The 19,021-nt window shown below is 70.3% G+C and carries 25 protein-coding genes; 12 read left to right on the top strand and 13 right to left on the bottom strand.

Going from position 1 to position 19,021, the window contains the following annotated elements; genetic code table 11:
* The first annotated feature begins 30 nt into the window (after positions 1–30).
* Both VET29_RS31670 and VET29_RS31665 read left to right on the top strand, forming a co-directional pair.
* Positions 31–495 (top strand): DUF1707 domain-containing protein, encoded by a 465-nt coding sequence (locus VET29_RS31670; RefSeq protein ID WP_324927496.1) that lies wholly within the window; start codon positions 31–33, stop codon positions 493–495.
* Positions 496–656: 161 nt separating this feature from the next.
* Positions 657–1,025: an STAS domain-containing protein gene (locus VET29_RS31665; protein WP_324927494.1), complete on the top strand. Its 369-nt coding sequence runs from the start codon at positions 657–659 to the stop codon at positions 1,023–1,025.
* Positions 1,026–1,158: 133 nt separating this feature from the next.
* Here VET29_RS31665 and VET29_RS31660 read toward each other — a convergent pair whose 3' ends face one another.
* Positions 1,159–1,632, bottom strand: coding sequence for an ATP-binding protein (locus VET29_RS31660; protein WP_324927491.1), 474 nt, complete (start codon positions 1,630–1,632; stop codon positions 1,159–1,161).
* A gap of 26 nt (positions 1,633–1,658) precedes the next feature.
* On the bottom strand, positions 1,659–2,081 hold the full coding sequence (locus VET29_RS31655) for an anti-sigma factor antagonist (RefSeq protein ID WP_324927488.1): 423 nt from the start codon (positions 2,079–2,081) through the stop codon (positions 1,659–1,661).
* Between the two features lie 33 nt (positions 2,082–2,114).
* On the opposite strand from VET29_RS31655, the gene VET29_RS31650 reads away from it, so the two are divergent.
* Both VET29_RS31650 and VET29_RS31645 read left to right on the top strand, forming a co-directional pair.
* The gene (locus tag VET29_RS31650; protein WP_324927486.1) at positions 2,115–2,777 is read left to right on the top strand and encodes an HAD-IA family hydrolase; all 663 of its coding nucleotides are present in this window, start codon (positions 2,115–2,117) and stop codon (positions 2,775–2,777) included.
* Positions 2,778–2,908: 131 nt separating this feature from the next.
* Positions 2,909–3,172 carry a GlsB/YeaQ/YmgE family stress response membrane protein gene (locus VET29_RS31645; RefSeq protein WP_324927484.1) on the top strand — a complete coding sequence of 88 codons (264 nt, stop codon included), beginning with the start codon at positions 2,909–2,911 and terminating at the stop codon, positions 3,170–3,172.
* On the opposite strand, the gene VET29_RS31640 is transcribed toward VET29_RS31645, so the two are convergent.
* The 6 genes from VET29_RS31640 to VET29_RS31615 form a co-directional block, all read right to left on the bottom strand.
* Positions 3,149–4,126: a quinone oxidoreductase family protein gene (locus VET29_RS31640; RefSeq protein WP_324927482.1), complete on the bottom strand. Its 978-nt coding sequence runs from the start codon at positions 4,124–4,126 to the stop codon at positions 3,149–3,151. The genes VET29_RS31645 and VET29_RS31640 overlap by 24 nt on opposite strands.
* On the bottom strand, positions 4,123–4,485 hold the full coding sequence (locus tag VET29_RS31635; protein WP_324927479.1) for a hypothetical protein: 363 nt from the start codon (positions 4,483–4,485) through the stop codon (positions 4,123–4,125). The genes VET29_RS31640 and VET29_RS31635 overlap by 4 nt, the downstream gene beginning before the upstream one ends.
* The gene (locus VET29_RS31630) at positions 4,482–5,345 is read right to left on the bottom strand and encodes an extradiol ring-cleavage dioxygenase (RefSeq protein WP_324927477.1); all 864 of its coding nucleotides are present in this window, start codon (positions 5,343–5,345) and stop codon (positions 4,482–4,484) included. The genes VET29_RS31635 and VET29_RS31630 overlap by 4 nt, the downstream gene beginning before the upstream one ends.
* Entirely contained in the window at positions 5,338–6,129 is a 792-nt protein-coding gene (locus VET29_RS31625) for a citryl-CoA lyase (protein WP_324927474.1), read from the bottom strand. Before VET29_RS31625 ends, VET29_RS31630 begins: the two co-directional genes overlap by 8 nt.
* On the bottom strand, positions 6,122–7,267 hold the full coding sequence (locus tag VET29_RS31620; protein ID WP_324927471.1) for a CaiB/BaiF CoA-transferase family protein: 1,146 nt from the start codon (positions 7,265–7,267) through the stop codon (positions 6,122–6,124). Before VET29_RS31620 ends, VET29_RS31625 begins: the two co-directional genes overlap by 8 nt.
* 228 nt (positions 7,268–7,495) lie before the next feature.
* Positions 7,496–8,305 carry an IclR family transcriptional regulator domain-containing protein gene (locus tag VET29_RS31615; protein WP_324927468.1) on the bottom strand — a complete coding sequence of 270 codons (810 nt, stop codon included), beginning with the start codon at positions 8,303–8,305 and terminating at the stop codon, positions 7,496–7,498.
* 110 nt (positions 8,306–8,415) lie between these two features.
* On the opposite strand from VET29_RS31615, the gene VET29_RS31610 reads away from it, so the two are divergent.
* Entirely contained in the window at positions 8,416–9,837 is a 1,422-nt protein-coding gene (locus tag VET29_RS31610) for an amidohydrolase family protein (protein ID WP_324927465.1), read from the top strand.
* Here the strand turns inward: VET29_RS31610 and VET29_RS31605 are convergent.
* Together VET29_RS31605 and VET29_RS31600 are read right to left on the bottom strand one after the other, a co-directional pair.
* Complete coding sequence (locus VET29_RS31605; RefSeq protein ID WP_324927463.1) at positions 9,834–10,283, bottom strand: hypothetical protein; 450 nt, start codon at positions 10,281–10,283, stop codon at positions 9,834–9,836. The two genes, VET29_RS31610 and VET29_RS31605, sit on opposite strands and share 4 nt — an antisense overlap.
* A gap of 32 nt (positions 10,284–10,315) precedes the next feature.
* On the bottom strand, positions 10,316–10,816 hold the full coding sequence (locus VET29_RS31600) for a cupin domain-containing protein (RefSeq protein ID WP_414636672.1): 501 nt from the start codon (positions 10,814–10,816) through the stop codon (positions 10,316–10,318).
* Positions 10,817–10,860: 44 nt separating this feature from the next.
* On the opposite strand from VET29_RS31600, the gene VET29_RS31595 reads away from it, so the two are divergent.
* Positions 10,861–11,313 carry an SRPBCC family protein gene (locus VET29_RS31595; RefSeq protein WP_324927459.1) on the top strand — a complete coding sequence of 151 codons (453 nt, stop codon included), beginning with the start codon at positions 10,861–10,863 and terminating at the stop codon, positions 11,311–11,313.
* Positions 11,314–11,512: 199 nt separating this feature from the next.
* On the opposite strand, the gene VET29_RS31590 is transcribed toward VET29_RS31595, so the two are convergent.
* Positions 11,513–11,674, bottom strand: coding sequence for a hypothetical protein (locus tag VET29_RS31590; protein WP_324927457.1), 162 nt, complete (start codon positions 11,672–11,674; stop codon positions 11,513–11,515).
* Positions 11,675–11,826: 152 nt separating this feature from the next.
* On the opposite strand from VET29_RS31590, the gene VET29_RS31585 reads away from it, so the two are divergent.
* A complete protein-coding gene (locus VET29_RS31585; protein ID WP_324927454.1) occupies positions 11,827–12,624 on the top strand; it encodes a DUF1684 domain-containing protein in 798 nt (265 codons plus the stop codon).
* Positions 12,617–13,297, top strand: a complete 681-nt coding sequence (locus VET29_RS31580; protein ID WP_414636671.1) for a GNAT family N-acetyltransferase — start codon at positions 12,617–12,619, stop codon at positions 13,295–13,297. Before VET29_RS31585 ends, VET29_RS31580 begins: the two co-directional genes overlap by 8 nt.
* Positions 13,298–13,306: 9 nt before the next feature.
* Here the strand turns inward: VET29_RS31580 and VET29_RS31575 are convergent, their stop codons facing one another.
* On the bottom strand, positions 13,307–14,641 hold the full coding sequence (locus VET29_RS31575; RefSeq protein WP_324927447.1) for an MFS transporter: 1,335 nt from the start codon (positions 14,639–14,641) through the stop codon (positions 13,307–13,309).
* A gap of 167 nt (positions 14,642–14,808) precedes the next feature.
* Between VET29_RS31575 and VET29_RS31570 the strand changes: the two genes are divergently transcribed.
* Entirely contained in the window at positions 14,809–15,273 is a 465-nt protein-coding gene (locus tag VET29_RS31570) for a hypothetical protein (protein ID WP_324927445.1), read from the top strand.
* A 134-nt stretch (positions 15,274–15,407) separates the two neighbouring features.
* Positions 15,408–15,836, top strand: a complete 429-nt coding sequence (locus VET29_RS31565; RefSeq protein WP_324927443.1) for a DoxX family protein — start codon at positions 15,408–15,410, stop codon at positions 15,834–15,836.
* Here the strand turns inward: VET29_RS31565 and VET29_RS31560 are convergent.
* Entirely contained in the window at positions 15,820–17,325 is a 1,506-nt protein-coding gene (locus tag VET29_RS31560; protein WP_324927441.1) for an FAD-dependent monooxygenase, read from the bottom strand. The two genes, VET29_RS31565 and VET29_RS31560, sit on opposite strands and share 17 nt — an antisense overlap.
* Before the next feature lie 158 nt (positions 17,326–17,483).
* Between VET29_RS31560 and VET29_RS31555 the strand changes: the two genes are divergently transcribed.
* Positions 17,484–18,095: a TetR/AcrR family transcriptional regulator gene (locus tag VET29_RS31555; RefSeq protein ID WP_324927438.1), complete on the top strand. Its 612-nt coding sequence runs from the start codon at positions 17,484–17,486 to the stop codon at positions 18,093–18,095.
* A complete protein-coding gene (locus VET29_RS31550; RefSeq protein ID WP_324927436.1) occupies positions 18,092–18,979 on the top strand; it encodes an alpha/beta hydrolase in 888 nt (295 codons plus the stop codon). Before VET29_RS31555 ends, VET29_RS31550 begins: the two co-directional genes overlap by 4 nt.
* The last annotated feature ends 42 nt before the right edge of the window (positions 18,980–19,021 follow it).

The following is a 19,021-nucleotide window of genomic DNA, read 5'->3' as shown; positions in this document are numbered from 1 at the left end:
CGCCGCGGCGATGTTGCTTAGAATCTCCGCATGGCAACGGCGGACATCCGCGTCAGCAACGAGGAGCGGGACGCGGCCGTCACGACTCTCGGCGTGCACCTGTCGACGGGACGGCTGGAGCTGTCCGAGTACGAGGAGCGCTGCGGCCAGGCCGCGGTCGCCAGGACCCGTGGCGAGCTGGAGGCGCTGTTCACCGACCTGCCGGCGCCGCACCCGGACCTCAGCTCGGCGAGCCCGCCCGCGCAGCTGATCCAGAAGGCGGGACAGCTGGTCAGCCCGCCCATGCGGGGTCGCAAGACCGAGCTGGTGGAGACGCCGGCGAGCAAGGCGCTGGAGATGGTCGCCGGCCTCGCGTTCGGCATCGGCATCCCCTCGGCGATCCTGCTGACGGTGTTCCTCGGGCTGTGGTGGGTGTTCATCCCGGTCGGGGTCGTGCTCATGGTCGCCGGCGGCACCGCGGACTCGATGAAGAAGAAGCCGCGCCCAGGAACCTGAGCGGGACCTGTCTTCACCGGGTGGACACGCGGGTCCCGCGTGTGCGAGTCGTCCCGCTTGGTCAGCGTCCACGTTGGTCCGTCACACACCGGTTGTCGGCCACGGTTCCCGAAGCGTGGCCGCCCTGTCGTGTCCGGCGGCGGGCGGGCAAGATACGGGTCATGTCCAACGCCCCTGTGACCCCGGGCGACCAGTTCGGCGTCTCGGTGAACGTCGAGCATCGCGGTCCGGCCGTCGTGCTGCGGGTGGCCGGGGAGCTCGACATGCTGACCGCCCCCACGCTGGCCGAGGCCTGCGCACGGGAGCTGGCGGGGCGGCCACCGGTACTGGTGATCGAGCTGACCGGCGTCACCTTCCTCGCGTCGGTCGGCATGTCGGCGATCGTCGCCGCCCACGAGGCGGGTGGCGAGCACACGAAGGTCCGGGTGGTGACCGACAACCGCGACACCCTGCGCCCGATCCGCGTGACCGGCCTGGACCGCCTCCTGGCCATCTACCCAGCGCTTTCCGCCGCACTGCAGGACGTCTGACGCGGGCCCCGGCCGGCACGCTCGCCGCGACGAGTCCGACCGGCTGGGACACGCTCGCCCCGCTCGCGACGCCTTCCGGCGCCTCCCCGACGATGCCGGCCCAGCCCGCCCTGGCCGCTGGTGACGCGGGCCCCTAGACCGGCACCGGGTGGCTGTGCAGGGTGACCGTCGTGCCGTCGTCGCCGCTGTCGACCGTCACGTGCTCCACGCACGCGCGCATGAGGCGTAGGCCCTGCCCACGTGTGCTGTGGCGGTCCTCGCTGGGCGGCTGCCAGGTGCCGGCGTCGCGGACGGTGAACTCCACGTGCCGCGCACCGGTCTCGGCGCGGCGGATGACGCCGTGGACCTCGACCATCTCGGTGCTCGGTGGGTCCTCCGGGCCGACCTGGTAGCCGTGCTCGATGCTGTTGCTGACCGCCTCGTTGACCGCCAGCACCAGGTCGTCGGTGTGCGCAGGCGACCAGCGGTTCGCTTTGAGCCAGACCCGCACCCGGTCCCGCGCCACGGATGGCGAGATCCAGTCGGCGGCGAGAACCAGGTCCAACGTCTGCGCGACGCCGGCGCGCGTGGGTTCGTTGCCCAGTTGGCGCTCGGAGCTTGGCGGCACGGTCGCTATTGTCCCAGCTTTGCCCGCTACCGCAGATCGCCGGCGGCGATCGCGTCCTCGACCGTGTGGTAAAGGGCGAGAATCTGGTCGAGACCGACGATCTCGATCGGCCGGATCACCGGCCGGGTGTGGTCGACCACGACCCGCAGCGGCTGAAAGCCCTCGTGGCGGGCGGCCTCGTGCGCGCTGTCCCGCAACGTGCGCAGGCCGACGGAACCCAGGAACCGAACCTGTGTGAGATCGAGCACCAGGGTCCTGCCGGCCAGGGCGCGGAACGCCTCGCCGATGGCCGACGACAGCCGCGGCGCGGTCAGCCCGTCGACATCGCCCTCGACGGTCAGGATCAGCACGTCGGCGCGGCCGTCGAGGCGGACGGTCATGAGCTGCTCGCGGCTGGGCAGCTGGTAGTCCACACCGTCCGGCGTCAGCTCGTCGCTCGCTGGTTTCACGAGACGGCAGCGTACTCGGGGCATACTGCCGGCATGGGCATCGACGCGTTGGTGTTCGACTTCGACGGCCTGCTGATGGACACCGAGACCACGTCGCTGCGGGTGTGGCAGTACCTCTGGCGGTACCACGGGCTGGAGCTGGACGTCGCCACGTTCTTCGCGCCGCACGGCGGGGACGTAATCGCCGAGCGGTACGCCGCGCTCGCCGCCGCCGTCGGACCGGGTTACGACCAGGCCGCGAGCCACGCCAGACGCCTGGCGTACCGGGACGAGCTGCACGCCGCGCTCGAACTGGCCGACGGCATTCCCGCCTGGCTCGACGAGGCACGTGAGCTGGGCCTGCGGCTCGCGGTCGCCAGCAGCTCGCCCCGGTCCTGGATCGAGGACCACCTGTCCCGCATCGACTTCCTCGACCGCTTCGAGTTCCTGGCCTGCGGTGACGAGGTCGCCGCGGCCAAGCCGGCGCCGGACGTCTACCTGCTGGCCCTGGACCGGCTCGGCGTGGCCGCGAACCGTGCGGTCGCCTTCGAGGACACGGTCCACGGCGTGGCGGCGGCCAGGGCGGCGGGCCTGCGGTGCGTCGCCGTCCCGCACCCGAACGCCGACGCGGCACTGTTCACCGCCGCGGACGTGCTGCTCACCAGCGCCGCCGACGAGCCCCTCGCGTCGGTGCTCACCACGGCCGGGGCCCGCTGACGCCGGGGCACGAGCGAGCAGGCCGAACGAGCCGCTGACGTCGGCGATCCGGGGGATCGTGCGGACCCACCGGCGTTTGCCCGCCCGGGGCGCCGGGTAATGCTCAGGTCGACGACGTACAGGAGGTTTTCATGATCGGTTTCATCGTCGCCGGCCTCATCATCGGGGCACTGGCCCGACTCATCAAGCCCGGCAAGCAGAACCTCGGCATCATCGCGACGCTGCTGCTCGGGTTGGTCGGTTCGGTCATCGGCGGCACGATCGCCAACCTGCTCGGCACCGGCGACATCATGGAACTGAACGTCCTCGGCTTCATCGTCGCCGTGATCGCGTCGGTGTTGCTGATCGGAGTCGCCGAGTCGGTCTCGGGCTCACGACACCGCGCCGTCCGCTGACGGCACCACCACCGAGCGAAGACGGGCCGTCCCGGCCGCGTGCCCTGCCCACGCGGCCGGGACGGCTTGTGGGGTGACGGTCTCATGCGCGACTGTCAGCATGCCGTCCGCCACCCGCGCGGCGATCATGGCGATCGCCTCGGCACGTTGTCCGGAAGTCAGCTCGTTGTTCGTGTAACCCAGCAACCGCAACGACTTGCTGCGCAGCAGCGACGACGTGACCGGCGCGGTCTCACCGGCCGCGCCACCCAGGTTCACCCACCGTCCGCCTGGCCGCAGCGACCGGGCCGCGGCCACGGCCGGCACGCCGAACAGCGGGTCGAGCAGCAGGTCCACCGGACCGTCCACTGTGGACTCGAAGCGTTGCGCCAGTTCGTCCACGTCGGACGAGTCCAGCATCACCACCGCGTCGGCGCCCACGGCTTCCGCCCTGGCACGGCCGTCCGGCGAGTGGGCGCCGGCCACGACCCGGCGTGCGCCGGCGGCCCGGGCCAGCTGGATCGCCGACTGGCCCACGACACCACCGCCGCCCAGCACGATCACCTGCTCGCCGGCGGCCAGCTCGCCCCGCCAGGTCATCGCCATGTGCGCGGCGACCGCGGAAAGTCCCAGTGCGGCGACCAGAACGGGGTCGGCGCCCTCGGGGAGCGGCACGAGCTCCTGCTCCGGCACCACGACCGTCGCGGCCATGCTGCCGTCCCCCGGCCGCATGCCCGCGGTGGTGGGGAACCAGACCGCGCGCCCGTCGACCGTCCCGATGCCCTGCACACCGGGCACGTACGGGGTCGCCGGCACGCCGAAGTACGACGTGCCCGACGCGCAGAGCAGGTCGAGCGGGGTGATCGGCGCCGCCGTCACCTCGACCAGGACCTCGCCGGGCCCCGGGCTCGGCGCCTCCCAGCCGACGAGCTTCGGCGGCTCGCCGGGGGAGTGGAGCGACACCGCCCAACTCATGTCGCGATGTCCGGGTAGGGCAGCGAAAGGTGGGACAGGCGGCGGGCGTACTCCAACTGGAAGCCGAGCGGCTCCTCGTGATCGCGCTCGAACATCGCGATGAACAGGGTCAGCGTCAGGAACGGGTGGGCGCCCAGCTCGAACAGCTTCGGGTAGTCGTGGGTCGACAGCGCGACGCGTTCCTCGTCCTCGAACCTGAGCCAGGTGGAGGACTCGCCGAGGTTGCAGGCGAGAATCCGGTTGGCCTCACTGGACTCCCACCACTCGACCATCGCCTGTGGATCCTCGCGGTAGCGCTCGACCAGCTCCGGATCGCGGTCGACCGTGAAGAGGAACTTGTTCAGCAGGTACTTGCTCATGCCGGGACGCCCTTCGGGTACCAGGTGAAGTAGGCCTCCATGGTGTGGAACAGGTCGTAGGTGTCCACGTAGTCGGCCTTCTGTCCCTCGCCCGCGACGCCCATCATCAGCATGAAGTCCATGAACCCGTGCGTGGCGTTGCCCGGCAGGTGCAGGCTGTCGAGCGTCACCTCGCCGCAGCAGCCGTCCAGGTCACCGGTGGAGATCCACTCGACGGCCCTCCGGTCGAACTCCGGGTCCGGCCCGTGGGGCCCGAACTGGCGTGGCCCACCGAGTTCGAGCGACAGGTGCCCGGTGCCGATCACGGCGACCCGCTGGTTCGACGGCCACGACTCGACGAGCTGGCGAATCGTCTGTCCCAGTTGGACGAACCGCTTGGGCTGCGGCAGTGGCGGCGCGAAGATGTTGGTGTAGATGGGGACGATCGGCAGGTCGTTCTGCGGCCGCAGCGTGATGATCGGGCAGGTGATCGAGTGGTCGATGCGCAGCTCGTTGGAGAACGCGAGGTCGAACCCGGCGTCGAGGCCCTCGCGCAGGATGTAGCTCGACAGGTCCTCCTGGCCCTTCATGACCATGCGGGGCAGGCCGAACTCGCGTTCCTCGTTGTACCAGTTGGCGTCGTAGACCGGCGCCTTGCCGACGAGGAACTGCGGCATGTTGTCGAGCCAGAGCTGGTGGAAGTGGTCAGAGCCGACCATCACCAGCACGTCGGGACGGGCCTTGGTGAGGGTCTCGCGGAACGCCTCTACCTTGCGCACCCACTCGTCCGCGAAGGGCGGCCGGTCCTCACCGGTCGAGGTGCTTGCGCGGTAGTAGAAAGGGTGGTGCGTGGACGCGATGACCGCGACCAGCTCAGCCATGCTGGCCTCCGTACGGCTCGGGGGGGACGGAAGAGTTGTTCAGATCGACGGACAGAAAGATCTCGTTGGCGACCGGGTTGCGCAGCTCCTCGGCGAGCTGACCGATGAGCCCGGCGGTGCGCGCCAGCAACGCGAAGCCACGCAACAGCTCCAGCGGCAACCCGAGGTCCGCGAGCGCCGCGCCGCAGACACCGGCCCCGTTGAGCGGCAGGGTCTTGCCGAGCACCCGCGGATGCACCCGCCCGATCGCCGCGAAGAGCGAGAGGTGTGGCCCGAAGAGGTCCTCCTCGCGGGCGATCCGGAAGAGCCTGGGCGTGCGGGGGTCGCCGTCCTTGTGCACGTGGTGCCCCAGGCCGGGAACACGTTGTCCCTTGTGGTTCTGGAGAACCTCCAGTGCCAGCGCGTCCCAGCCGTCTTCGTCGAGCGGCCGCGGGTGCTGCTCGAGCCGCTCGTGCAGGAACCGGCCGCAGTCCTCCGTGACCCCGAGGAACCGCGACCCGCCGCCGAGCAACCCGGCGGCGAGCGCGCCCTGCACGGAGTCCGGCGCGGACAGATAGGTCAGCCGGGTGACGATGGCGGTCGGCGTGAACCCGTGATCGGCCAGCGCGGCGAGGACGGCCTCGAACACCCGGGTCTCGCCCTTGCCGGGCCGGCGCTGGGTGGCGAGCCAGAACGCCAGCTCCCCGAACCCGACCTCACCCATGACGTCCTCGGCGAGGTCCTTGCCGAGCAGCGTGATCCTGTCCCTGGAGGACGCGCCGAGAGCCGTGGGGTACTCAGGCATCCTTGTCCCCCAACCACTTCCGGATCTCGTCGCCGTGCTCGTCCAGTTCCGGTGGGGGCAGCGCGTAGCTCACGGGCGTCTGGGAGAACCGGATCGGGTGCCGGGTCGTCGGCACGGCCCTATCCCCGTCGCCGACGGTCACGATCGGGTCGAGCTCGAACCGCTCCGCCATGGCGAACCCGCCGTCGATCGTGTTGATGGGTCCACAGGGCACACCGGCCGCGACGAGCAGGTCGAACCACTCGACCGCCGACCTGGTCGTCAGCCGGTCGACGAGCAGTGGCCGCAGTTCCTCCCGGTTGGCCGTCCGGTTGGCGTTGATGGCGTAGCGCGGGTCGTCGGCGACGTCCGGGATGCCGAGCACCTCGCACAGCTTGCGGAACTGCCCGTCGTTGGCGGCGGAGATGATGAGGTCGTTGTCCTTGGTGGGCAGCGGCTCGTAGGGGAAGACACTCGGATGGGCGTTACCCATCCGGTAGGGCACGACACCGCCGGCGGCGTAGGCGGAGCTGTGGTTGACGAGCCCGGTGAGGGCGGAGGAGAGGAGGTTGACCTCGACCCGCTGTCCCTGCCCGGAGGAGTCCCGGTGCCGGAGCGCGGCGAGAATCCCGATGACGGCGTGGTTGCCGGCCATGACGTCGAAGACGGAGATCCCCGCGCGGTAGGGCGGCCCGTCGGGATCGCCGGTGAGGCTCATGAGCCCCGAGATGGCCTGGACCATGAGGTCGTAGCCGGGCACGTCCCGCCCGGCGCCGGTGCCGAACCCGGTGATCGAGGCGTAGACGATGCCCGGGTTGGCCTTCCGGACGTCGTCGTAGCCCAGGCCGAAGCGCTCGAGCCCACCCGGTTTGAAGTTCTCGATGAGCACGTCCGCCCGCCGCGCGAGCTCCCGCGCCGCCGTGGCGTCGGCGTCGTCCCGCAGGTCGAGCGCGATGGACCGCTTCCCCCGGTTGATACCGAGGTAGTAAGTGGACACTCCGTCCCGCACGGGGGGCATCCAGGTCCGGGTGTCGTCGCCTCGCGGCCCCTCCACCTTGATCACCTCGGCACCCATGTCCGCCAACAGCATCGTGGCGTAGGGCCCGGCGAGAATCCGGGAGAAGTCAGCGACGAGCACACCGTCAAGCGGACCCTTCATAAGCCTCCGTCCGTGCAGCGGACATCTGTCCGCAGTCTTGGCCCCGCCGCCCCTCCTGTCAAGCCACGCGAGTCCCGCGTTCAAACACCCCGAGTCCCGCGTTCAGACCTACCGAACTGCGGTTTCGTGCAGATCTTGGTGTACCCGTACCGATCCTGTGTGCACGAAAACGCGACTCGCTATGTCCGAACGCGGGACTCGCTATGTTCGAACGCGGGACTCGCGAGGTCAGGAGGCGGCTGTGCGGGTGACGTGGGGGACCGCCGCCAGGCGGGCATAGTCGGCGCTTATGTCGCCCGCCGCCTTCAGCAGCAGGGGCAGGTGGTTCTCGAGGAGGTGGTCCACCGTGGTCTCCGCCGCGTGGGTGTTCACGTTCAACGCCGCCACCACGCAGCCCGTGCCGTCGCGTAGTGGCGCCGCCACCGAGCGGATGCCCAGCGTCAGCTGCTGGTCCGTGAGCGCCCAGCCCCGGGCCCGAACCTCCCGCAGCTCCGCCTCGCGCTCGTCCCGGCCCGGCTGCCACCGCGGCTCCAGCCCCGACCGGGTCGGCTCCGCGAGGACCGCCGCCACCTCCGCCGGCTCCAGCGCGGCCAGCAGTACCTTCCCCAGCGACGTCTGCAACGCCGGGAACCTCGTCCCGATCTGCACCGCCAGCGCCACGATCTTCGGCACCGCCACCCGCGCCACGTACACGATGTCCGACCCGTCCAGCTGCGCGATCGAGCACGACTCGTTCGTCGCCGCCGACAGTGCCTCCATGTGCGGCCGCGCGATCTCCCACAGGCCCTGGGACCGGACGTACGCCACGCCCAGCTCCAGCACCCTCGGCGTCAGCGCGTACCCGGCACCCTCCGTGCGCACGTAACCCAACTCCGTCAGCGTCAGCAGGATCCGCCGTGCCGTCGGCCGGGCCAGACCCGCCGCGGACGCCACCTCCGTCAGCGACATCACCGGCCGGCCCGGTGCGAACGCCGCTATCACCTCGAGGCCTCGCGCCAGGGCCTCGATGAAGTCGGGCCCGGCTCCTTCCCTCGGCATAACGACGGCTCCTTCGGTCGCGGGAACTGTTGACTTCCCCCGGGTGGCGGGATCAGAGTAACTCCCAGAATTAACCGGCATGCGGACAATCGTCCGAAAGAGGTTCAACGATGAACGAGTCAAGACCTGTGTTGTTGCGCGGCGGCACCGTGTTGCCGATGGACGACGCCCGGTCGGTGCTCGCCGACACCGACGTCCTCACCCTGAACGACCGGATCGTCGAGGTCGGCAGGAACATCGCCGCCCCGGACGACGCGCTGGTCGTGGACGCCACGGGCGGCATCGTCATGCCTGGGATGATCGACACCCACCGCCACATGTGGCAGACGGCCATGCGCGGCTACGGCGCCGACTGGACGCTCACCCAGTACTTCGTCTGGTACTACCTCGAGCACGGCAAGCTCTTCCGCCCCGAGGACATCCACGCCGGGAACGTCCTCGCCGCCATCGAGGCCATCGACGCCGGCGTCACCACCGTCGTCGACTGGTCGCACGGCCTCCAGACGACCGACCACGCCGATGCCGCGGTCGACGCGCTCGAGTCCGTGCCCGGCCGGTTCGTCCTGGCGTACGGCAACATCCAGGAGCCGCCCGCGGTGTGGACGGCCAGCCCCGAGTTCCGTGACTTCGTCAACCGGCGGGTCAAGGGCGACCTGGGCTTCCAGCTCGCGTTCGACGTGCTCGGCGACCCGGAGTTCCCGGAGAAGGCGGCGTTCGAGGTGGCCCGCGACCTCGGCGTCAGCGTCACCACCCACGCCGGCGTCTGGGGCGCGACCAGCGACGACGGCATCCGCCTCATGTACGAGAACGGCTTCATGACGCCGCAGACGATCTACGTGCACGCCGCGTCGCTGTCCGCCGACTCCTACCAGCGGATCGCGGCCACCGGCGGGTCGATCTCGGTGTCCACGGAGAGTGAGCAGAGCGCCGGCCAGGGTTACCCTCCCACGTGGGCGATCCGCGCCCACGGCATCCCGGTGTCGCTGTCGATGGACACGAGCGTCTGGTGGAGCGGCGACCTGTTCAGCGCCATGCGCACCACGCTCGGCGCCGACCGGTCGCGCACGCACCTGGAGGCACACGCCAAGAACGAGACCGTCACCAACCACCTGCTGCGGGCCGAGCACGTCGTGGCCTGGGCGACCCGCGGCGGCGCCGACGCGCTCGGCCGGTCGGACATCGGCGAGCTCAAGACCGGCAGCAAGGCCGACGTCGTGCTGCTCAAGAACGACGACTCGCCGGTGTCGTTCCCCGTGCTCAACCCCTACGGCCACGTGGCGTTCCAGGCCCAGCGCGGCGACGTGCACACGGTGCTCGTCAACGGTCGTGTCGTGAAGCAGGACCACAAGCTGGTCGGCGTGGACCTGGCCGCGGCCCGCACCGGCGTCGACCGGACGATCGAGTACCTGCGCTCGGAGATGGGCGAGGAGGCCTGGGTGGCCGGCATGCACCCGGAGATTCCCGAGTCGAAGGTCCTGGACAACCCGTACCAGTACAGCGACTACCGCAGCGCCGCGACGCACACGCGTTAGGAGCCGCCGCCCATCTCCATGCCGTGGCTGGCCCCCATCGACTCGTCCTGCTCGATGTGGCCGCCGAGCCTGCCCTGGAGCTTGACCATCTCGTCCTCGGACGAGCTGGTCAGGATCCAGCGCTCGCCCACGAGGTAGCTGCTGCCGTAGATGATCGCGTACTCGAACCAGTCCTTCTGGTTCTGGTCCGTGACGAAGTCCAGGAGCATGTAGTCGGTCTTGCCGACCTTGCAGCTCGCCTGGCGGAAGTCGGCCGCCTTGCCCTGGAACGTCGGCGTGCAGCCGACCGTCCTGGCCAGCTGCTCCACGGTGTACGGCTTCGTGGGCTTGGGGTCGGGCCACGACTTGGTGGTCGTGACGGGTGCCGTCTGCGCCGGAACACCGCAGCCGGCGACCGCCAGCGCGCAGAGAACCGCCGCGACCAGGCCGGGCAGACGTCCGCTCATATCTCTCTACACGTGCGGGAGCCCGGCCGCGTTCACTCGAAGTCGCAGCCGGGGTTGGGTGCGTCCTCCGCCAGCGGGCTGCCGTGCGGGAGGACGTAGAGGACGTCGAGCACGGTCGGTGACGTGCCCAGGTTGCGGCCGATGTGCACCTGGACGGGCTCCTCGACCAGCGTCGAGCCGGCTCGGGTGACGAAGGTGGTGGTGCAGTCGGACATCGTGCGGGTCAGCGTGCCCTGCTTGATGACCGCGTACAGCGTGCCGTCGTGGTGGTGCCAGCCGGTACTGCCGCCGGGCTGCACGGTGATCTCCCGCAGCGTGTAGTCGGTGCCGCCGGCGGTCCACTGTGCGAGGATCGTGGCGGTCACTCCGCGTGACGGCGTCGCGTCCGCGACCCCCGGCGCCACGAGACCCAACACGACGGCCACCACTACCGCGAACCTGCGCATCTCACTCCCCAGGACTGACGACGCCGTCCTCGTAGGCGCCTTGCGCGCCGCGGCCAGGACGTCCGGCGCCGGGGACAAGTGTGGCACGCGATCCGTACCTCGTGAGTCGTACGCCCGCTACTCTTCGGTCCATGCCGACGATCTCGCTGACGACCAGGATCCGCGGCTCGGCCGAGGACACCTTCGAGGCGCTCACCGACCTGCGTGGGTACGGCCGGTGGCTCGACCTGTCGGCGGACTACCCGGGCACGGTCGACATCACACAGGGCCCGGTCCAGGCCGGCACGGAGTACGTGGAGCGGAGCCGCCTCGGCGTGCGGCGTGGCGTGGTGACCGCGCTGCGGGCGCCGGAACACGTCGTCTTCCACCAGCCGATGACCCTGCGGCCGCGGTTCTTCGGCGTGATCGAGATCGTCGTGAGCTACTCGGTCACGCCCGTCGACGGGAGCGTGGCTCTCGAACGTGTCGTCGAACTCACGCTGCCACCCGTGGTGAGGCCGTTCGCCCCGCTGATCCTTGCCCGCTTCCGCAAGGAGAGCGAGCGCACGGTCCGCGCACTGAAGGCCTTCGTCGAGACGCCATAACACCCGACCGATCCGCGAGTCCCGCCTTCACACCTAGCGAGTCGCGCGTTCAAACATGGCGAGTTGCGGATTCGTGCACACGAAGACCCGTACCTGCATACGAAGACCCGAACGGGCACGCCAGTACCTGCACAAAACCGCAACTCGGGGTGCATGAACGCGGGACTCGGTGTGTGCGAACGCGCGACTCGCGGGGTGGTTACTCGACTACGCTGCGCATGAAGTCGACGATCGCGCCTAGGCCGTCGCCTATCCAGTTCAGGACTGTCTGTACGCCGTCGCCGAGTTGGGTCGGGTGGGCGATCAGGGTGTAGATGAGGACGGCGGCCACGACGAGGAGGATGACTTTCTTCGCTTTCATGGCTGCCTCGCCTCGGACATGCGGTTCCCCTTCGGTGACGGTGCGCACTGCGATCGTAACCCGCGGAGCGTCCACAGACTGAAACGCCACGTCAAGGTGATGTGGAAAAGCGGACACTGGTGGTGACCTTCTTCCCGGGATTGGGGACTGTCATGACGACGACTGTCGAGCCGCGATTCGCTCACCGGTGGGAGCAGTGGCGGGTGGCGCGCGAACGGACGCTGGCCGACCCACGCGGCTGGCTCGCCCTGGTGTCACTGGACTGGTTGGACGACACACCGCGCAGGTACGGCGACCTGCCGGGACTGTGGTGGCAGGACGCGGACGCCGCGTACCTGGACCCGGCCGGCGCCGCACTGTCCTATGAGGACTCGGCGGTGGCGGGCGTGCGGCGGTTCGAACTGGTGAACAGTGGTCCGGGTGTGCGGGTGACGGCAGGTGACCTGGAGATCGAGGTGGCAAGGCGGTCCGGGTACCTGATCCGCGTGCACGACCCGGCGGCGCCCACGCTGGCGGCGTTCCGCGGGGTGCCGGTCTACGACCCGGATCCGCAGTGGGTGCTGCACGGCAGGTTCACGCCGTTCGAGTCGCCACGGCCGACCACCGTCGGCGCGGTGGTCGAGGGCCTGAGCCATGTGTACGTGGCGCCCGGCGTGGTGACCTTCTCGCACGAGGGCGCCGAACACACGCTGACCGCGTTCAACGGCAAGTCCGACGACGACCTGAACATCCTGTTCACCGACGAGACCAGCGGCGTGACGACCTACGCCGCGAACCGGTCCGTGAGCGCGGACGTCGCGGCGGACGGCACGGTGACGCTGGACTTCAACCGCGCGACGAACCTGCCGTGCGCGTTCACCGACTTCGCGACGTGCCCGCTGCCGCCTGCGGGCAACCACCTGCCGTTCGCGGTGACCGCGGGGGAGCGGACTCCGTATGAGCGTGAGTGAGTCCTTTTTGGACAATCCGGTGTGGGCCTCGCTGACCGGCCCGCACCGGCGTTTCGCCGACCGGCGCGGCGAGGCGGCGCGGTACCTGCCGGACGTGGCGCCGTTCCTGGCCATCGGCTCCGCCGCGGGCTGGCGCGATGTCGCGGCCATGGCGGGTCCTGGCGCGGTCGTGGTGGTGGCCGGCGTCCCCGCGCCGGCGGACTGGGAGACGGTCGAGGAGATCCCCGGCGTGCAACTGGTGGACGCGGGGGTCGCGGCGACCCCGTTCCCGGAAGCCGTACGGCTGACGAAGTCCGACGTGCCGGAGATGCTGAACCTGGTCTCCCACACCGAACCGGGCCCGTTCCGCGAGCGGACCATCGAGCTGGGCACGTACCTGGGCGTCCGCCTCGACGGCCGGCTGGCCGCGATGGCGGGGGAGCGGCTGCATCCACCGGGCTGGACGGAGATCAGCGCGGTGTGCACCGACCCGGCGTACCGCGGCAAGGGCCTGGCGACGGGCCTGGTCCGCGCGTTGGTGGCCGGCATCCGAGAGCGTGGCGAGCAGGCGCTGCTGCACGCGGCGGCGTCCAACTCCGGGGCGATCCGGCTGTACGAGTCGATGGGCTTCCGGTTACGCGCCAAGCCGGTCTTCACCGCGGTCCGCGTTCCGGAGGACCATCTCGTGAGGTAGGGGGCCCGGTCAGCCGACCGGAGCGAGGTCGGGCTCGACCGCCCTGGCGGCCAGTGCGCGGTCCTTCGTCTCGGCCAGGGCGGCGGTGCAGACGAAGCTCAGCACCGCGGACACCGACAGCACCACGCCGATCGCGATGCTGCCGTACGACGAGGTCAGCGCGGGCGCCAGCAGCGGTGGGACCGCGCCGCCGACGACGCCGGCCAGGTTGTACGACAGGCCGGCACCCGTGTAGCGGTACCGGGTCTCGAACAGCTCCGGCAGGAACGCCCCGGTCGGCGCGTAGCAGATCCCGACGATCGACAGCGTCACGACCAGCCCGAGCCCGAACGCCAGCGTCGAACCGGTGTCCAGCAACGGGAACAGCAACAGTCCCCACCCGACACCGACGACCCCGGCGGACATGATCAGCCGCTTGCGGCCGAGCCGGTCGGACAGCGTGCCCGTCACCATCGTGACCACGCCGGCGACCACCGCGGCGATGACGCCGGCGACCAGCACGGTCGGCCGGCTCTGCCCGGCACCGTCCGGGTTCACGCCGTAGCTCGTCAGGTACGTGGTGCCGATGTTGAAGAACGAGAACACGATCGTCAGCGAGCCCGCGGCGAGGAGGACCTCCCTCGGCTGGCGCAGGACCGCCTCCCGGAACGGCGGCCGCGAGCGTGCCGGCGCGGGCGCCCGCTCCTGCGCCTGGCGGAACACCGGCGTCTCCTCGATCCGCAGCCGCACGTACAGCCCGACGACGACCAGGAGTGCACTGAGCACGAACGGAATCCGCCAACCGTAGTCCAGGAACGCCGCGTCCTTGTCGCCCATCAGGAGCCCCGTGGCCAGGAACGTGAGGCTCGACAGCCCGAACGCCAGGAACGCGCCGAGCTGCGGGTAGGTCGCGTACCGGCCACGCGAGCCCCCCGGCGCGTACTCGGCGGTGAGCAGCGCCGCCCCGGCCCACTCGCCGCCGACCGCGAAGCCCTGCGCGAACCGCAGCACGACCAGCACGATCGGCGCCGTCACCCCGATCGCCGAGGCGCTGGGCAGCAGCCCGATGAGCGTCGTCGCGAGGCCCATGACGAGCAGCGTCGAGATCAGCGTGCGCTTGCGGCCGATGCGGTCGCCGAAGTGCCCGAACACGACGGCGCCGACCGGCCGCGCGACGAACGCGACGGCGAACGTGGCGAACGACGCCACCGCCGCCGCGGCCGGGCCGAGTGCCGGGAAGAACACCTTGGGGAAGACCAGGGCGGCGGCGGTGCCGTAGATGAAGAAGTCGTAGAACTCGATGGTGGTGCCAACGCAGCTCGCGACGGCGATCCGCCGCATCGGCACCCTCGGTTCGTTGACCATCCGAACCTCCACGGAAGTCGGCTTGAGACAACGGATCCTGTCACCGGTGGAGTGATTTTCAGTTGCATCTGTCTTGCTCGTCGTGTCCGGTCGCGACGACATACTCGGGCGATGTCCTGTCGCAAGCGCCCAACGTCCAGGGCGGCGCCACCGGTAGAATCGAACTCGTGACCGACGAGATCACCGAGTCCGATGGGAGTGCGAGCGACAAGGAAGACAAGCCTGAAAGCAGCTCCGACTTCAAGCGGTTCGCCACGGCGGCGGCAGCCATCATCTCCATCCTGATCGGCATTCAGGCGCTGACCGGCTGGAATCCGCTGAAAGTCCTCGTCAACCCCAGTCCTCCTGCGCCGCCGCCATCTCCGCCCAACTTCTGGATCGAAACCCAGGACTGGGCGGGCCCGTGCGATTCCGGGTGTCTCGTTCGCGCCACCTTTCGAAATGTCGGAGGAGACGGCAGCGCGATCGCCACGTTTGTGGTTCGGTCATCGACCAGCGACCTGGCCGAATGCTCGACGGTTCTGCCTCGTACGGTTCGCGGAGGCATTGTCGAGGCCAGCTGCACTGCTTACAGCTCGACTCTCGCGAACTACCGTGGCGCGTTGTTCCTGTACGTGTCGACAAGGCGCTGAACTCTGACGCTTACCGTCCGCGCACGGTTGGCGCCGGACGAAGCCGTGGAAATCGATGGTGTCGGTTCAGAACCAGCTCTCCCTGGTGTCCGTCCTTACCCACAGGAGCGGTTGCCCGGGGAGAGGAGCCTGCCGTGACCAGTCGATTCGCCACCAGCAGACCACTGTCCGGCAGGCCCGTCGCCGTCGCGTTCGACGTGCTCGTGTGGACCGTGCAGGTGCTGGTGGCCACCTACTTCGTCTACAGCGCGTCCCTCCTGTTCGGTGGTGACCTCGTCGGCAAGTTCGACGAGATCGGGTTCGGGCAGTGGCTCCGTCACCTCACCGGGACCCTCGAACTGGCCGGCGCCGTGGGGCTGGTCATCCCGTTCCTGTCGGGGTTGGCCGCGCTCGGCCTCGCCGGCGTGATGGCCGGGGCGGTCGCCACCGAGCTGTTCCTGCTGGTTGACGGCGACGCGTCGCTCCCCGCGCTGCTCGGCGGCCTCACGCTGGTGGTGGCGGTGGCTCGCCGGCACACGATGCGCACTGCCCTCACCAGGCTCCGCGTCAGGCTCCGGCCGTAGCTCCGGCCGCGCCGAACCAGGTGGACAGCGCCTCGTCGAGGCCGTCGCCGCCGGCCCACGCCACGATGCCGTCCGGGCGGACGAGCAGGCCCGGCACGTCCTCGTGGTCCTGGCAGCCCGTCCGCAGCACCGGCACGCGCTTGTCGTCGACGGTGGCCGGCAGGCCGCCGAGGTCGAGCAGCAGGCCGGTGCCGCCGTGCAGGTGGTCACCGAGCGCGGTGCCGTCGGCGAGCGCCAGGTCCGGCGCGCTGCGGCCGATCCACGGGTGGTCGCCGGGCAGGTCGTAGCTCTGCCAGACCCCGGAGATCTTCTTCGCGAAGTACGTCGTGCCGGCCGTGGTGTCGATCAGGTCGGTCACGATCTTCCGCAGCGCGCGGGCGTGCGAGTCCAGGCGCATGATCGTGATCTGCGCGCGGGTCCAGTCGAGCACCCAGGCGCCGATCGGGTGGCGCTCGGTCGTGTAGGTGTCGAGGACGTCCTCGGCCAGCCGGCGCTGGACGGCCCCGGCGAGCTTCCAGCCCAGGTTGACCGCGTCGCCGATGCCGAGGTTGAGACCCTGGCCGCCGAAGGGCGAGTGGACGTGCGCGGCGTCGCCGGCCAGCAGCACGCGGCCGAGGCGGTACGTGGTGGCCTGGCGGGCGTTGTCGGTGAACCGGGTGGCGGACCTGACCGCCGTGATGGTCACGTCGTCCACGCCGGACACCGCGCGGAGGCTCTGCTGCAGCTCCTCCTTGGTGATCGGCGTGTGCCGGTCCGCCGGCGGGCCGTCGAACTCGACGGTCAGGATGCGGCCGGGCAGCGGGCCGGTCACGTACACGCCCATCGGGGTCGTGGTCCAGCCCCTGCTGAGTGCCTCGCCGCCCTCCATCTCGACGACGGCCTGGTGCCCGGTGATCTCCGGCGGGGTGCCCGGGAACTCGAAGCCGGCGTGCTTGCGCACGACGCTGCGGCCCCCGTCCGCGCCGACGAGCCAGCCCGCGGTGAACGGCTCGCCGTCCGTGTGCACGGTGACGTCGCCGTCGACCGACTCGAACCCGGTCACCTCGACGCCTCGGCGGATCTCGGCACCGAGTTCGGCGGCCCGTTCCGCGAGGATCGCCTCGAGGTCCGACTGCATGACGAAGCCGACCTTGTCGGCCGGGCCGTGACCGGCGAAGTCCGGGTCGGACTCGTCCAGGTTCTCGCCGCGCATGGGGAGCCCGGCGAAGTGTCCGGCGAAGCGCGGCGGGGGCTTCATGGGGCCGGGGCGGCCCTTCATGAAGGCGAGGAACTTGGCCATGTTCTGTTCCTGGATCGCGGCCAGGCGCGGCAGCAGCCCTCGGCGGTAGAACGCCTCGGCAGAGGGGGTGTTGATGGCGCCTGCCTTGATCGTGAGGTCCGGCTCGGCGAGCTGTTCGAGGACGAGCACCGATACCCCGTGCAACCGCAGCTCACAGGCCAGCATCAGGCCGGTCGGACCGGCCCCGGAAATGATCACGTCGTAGCTCATGCCGTTCACTTTACTCGACTCAAAATTGAGTCGGGTATAGTGTTGTGGGTGACGTCGTGGGAGCGGGGCGAAACAGCCGCCGCCAGACTGACCGCGGAATGGGCCCTGCAGCGAGGACGAGCGTCGGGTCCGCGACGAGGGAAGGAGGCGGCCCACGGATGAGCGGAGTGACCCGTCCGACACTGCGAGAGAGGAAGAAGGCGGAGACGCGGCAGCGGATCGCTGACGTGGCGACGTCGATGTTCGTCGAGCGGGGGTTCGACAACGTGACCATCACCGAGATCGCCGAGGCGGCCGGCGTGTCGAAGGTGACGGTGTTCAACTACTTCCCCCGCAAGGAGGACATCTTCTTCGACCGGTTCCCGCAGGCCGCCGACCTCATCATGGAGGCGGTCCGGGACCGGCGCGAGGACGAGACGCCACTGGTGGCGCTGTGGCGGCTGGCCGTCGACCTGGCCGAGCGGAGGCACCCGCTCGGCGGGTTCGAGGACCGGTACCTCCGCTTCCTGGAGACCGTGGTCGGCTCGGCCCCGCTGCGGGCCCGGGTCCGCGAGGCGGTCGCGGAGTTCGAGGCGTACCTGGCCGAGCTGCTGACCGGCGTCGACCCGCACCCACGACTCACCGCGGCACTCGTGGTCGCCGCCTACCGCACCGTCTACACGGAGACCGCGGGCCGGATGCTCGCCGGCGAGAAGGCCGCCGACGTGACACCCGACCACATAGCCGCGATCGACCACGCTTTCGGCATTCTCATCGGAGGACTGAGATGACCCAGACCGGCAGGATCCGCACGGACGGCGCCACGCTGTACCACGAGCGCCGCGGCAGCGGGCCCGCGCTGCTCATGATCTCCGGCGGCGGTGGCGACGCCGGCTACTACAGCGGGGTGGGGGACCACCTGGCCGACGCGTACACGGTGCTGACCTACGACCGCCGAGGCAACTCGCGAAGCACGGTCGACGACCGCTCGCTGCCGATGACCATGGCGGAGCAGGTGGCGGACGCGCTGGCCGTGCTCGCCCACCACGATCTCGAGTCGGCCGTGGTGTTCGGCGGCAGCGGCGGCGCGTTGATCGGACTGGACCTGACGGCTCGTTCGCCGGCGGCCGTCCAGGGCCTGATCGCACACGAGCCGCCGGTGCTGAGCCTGCTGACGGACGCGGACCGCGCGTTGTTCGCGGAGATCGAGGAGGTCTCGCGCCGCGAGGGGCCACTGCCGGCCTGGGTCCGGTTCGTCTCGAGCATCGACCGCCCGCAGAGCCCGGCGCTGGTCCGGAGTCCCTTCGGGCGGCGGCTGTTGGCGGGTGCGGTACGGGCGGGGCGGGCGGCGTTCCGGTACGGACCGCTCCCGCTGCGCGAGGTGGGCCGGTTCATGGGGAACTCGGAGTACCTGATGTCGCGGGAGGTCGGCCCGTTCCTGACGTTCGAGCCGGACTTCGCGGCGCTGAAGGCGAGCGGGGTGCCGATCGTGGTGGGTGTCGGCGTGGAGAGCCGGCCGTACTACCCGGCCCGCGGCGGCGAGGCGGTGGCGGAACGGCTGGGGGTGCCGGTGGTCGAGTTCCCCGGTCTCCATGCCGGCTACGCCGAGAAGCCGGCGGAGTTCGCCGTCACGCTGCGCGAGGTCCTGGCCGGCCTGAGGGAACCAGCCCGGTAGCAGGCCAAGTTTCCCCGCGGTCGTCCCAAAAGGGGTCCACGA

Source organism: Actinophytocola sp. (assembly GCF_035634895.1).
Lineage (GTDB): Bacteria > Actinomycetota > Actinomycetes > Mycobacteriales > Pseudonocardiaceae > Actinophytocola.
The sequence above is the reverse complement of the archived record's forward strand: the minus strand, read 5'-3'. Positions and strand labels throughout refer to the sequence as shown.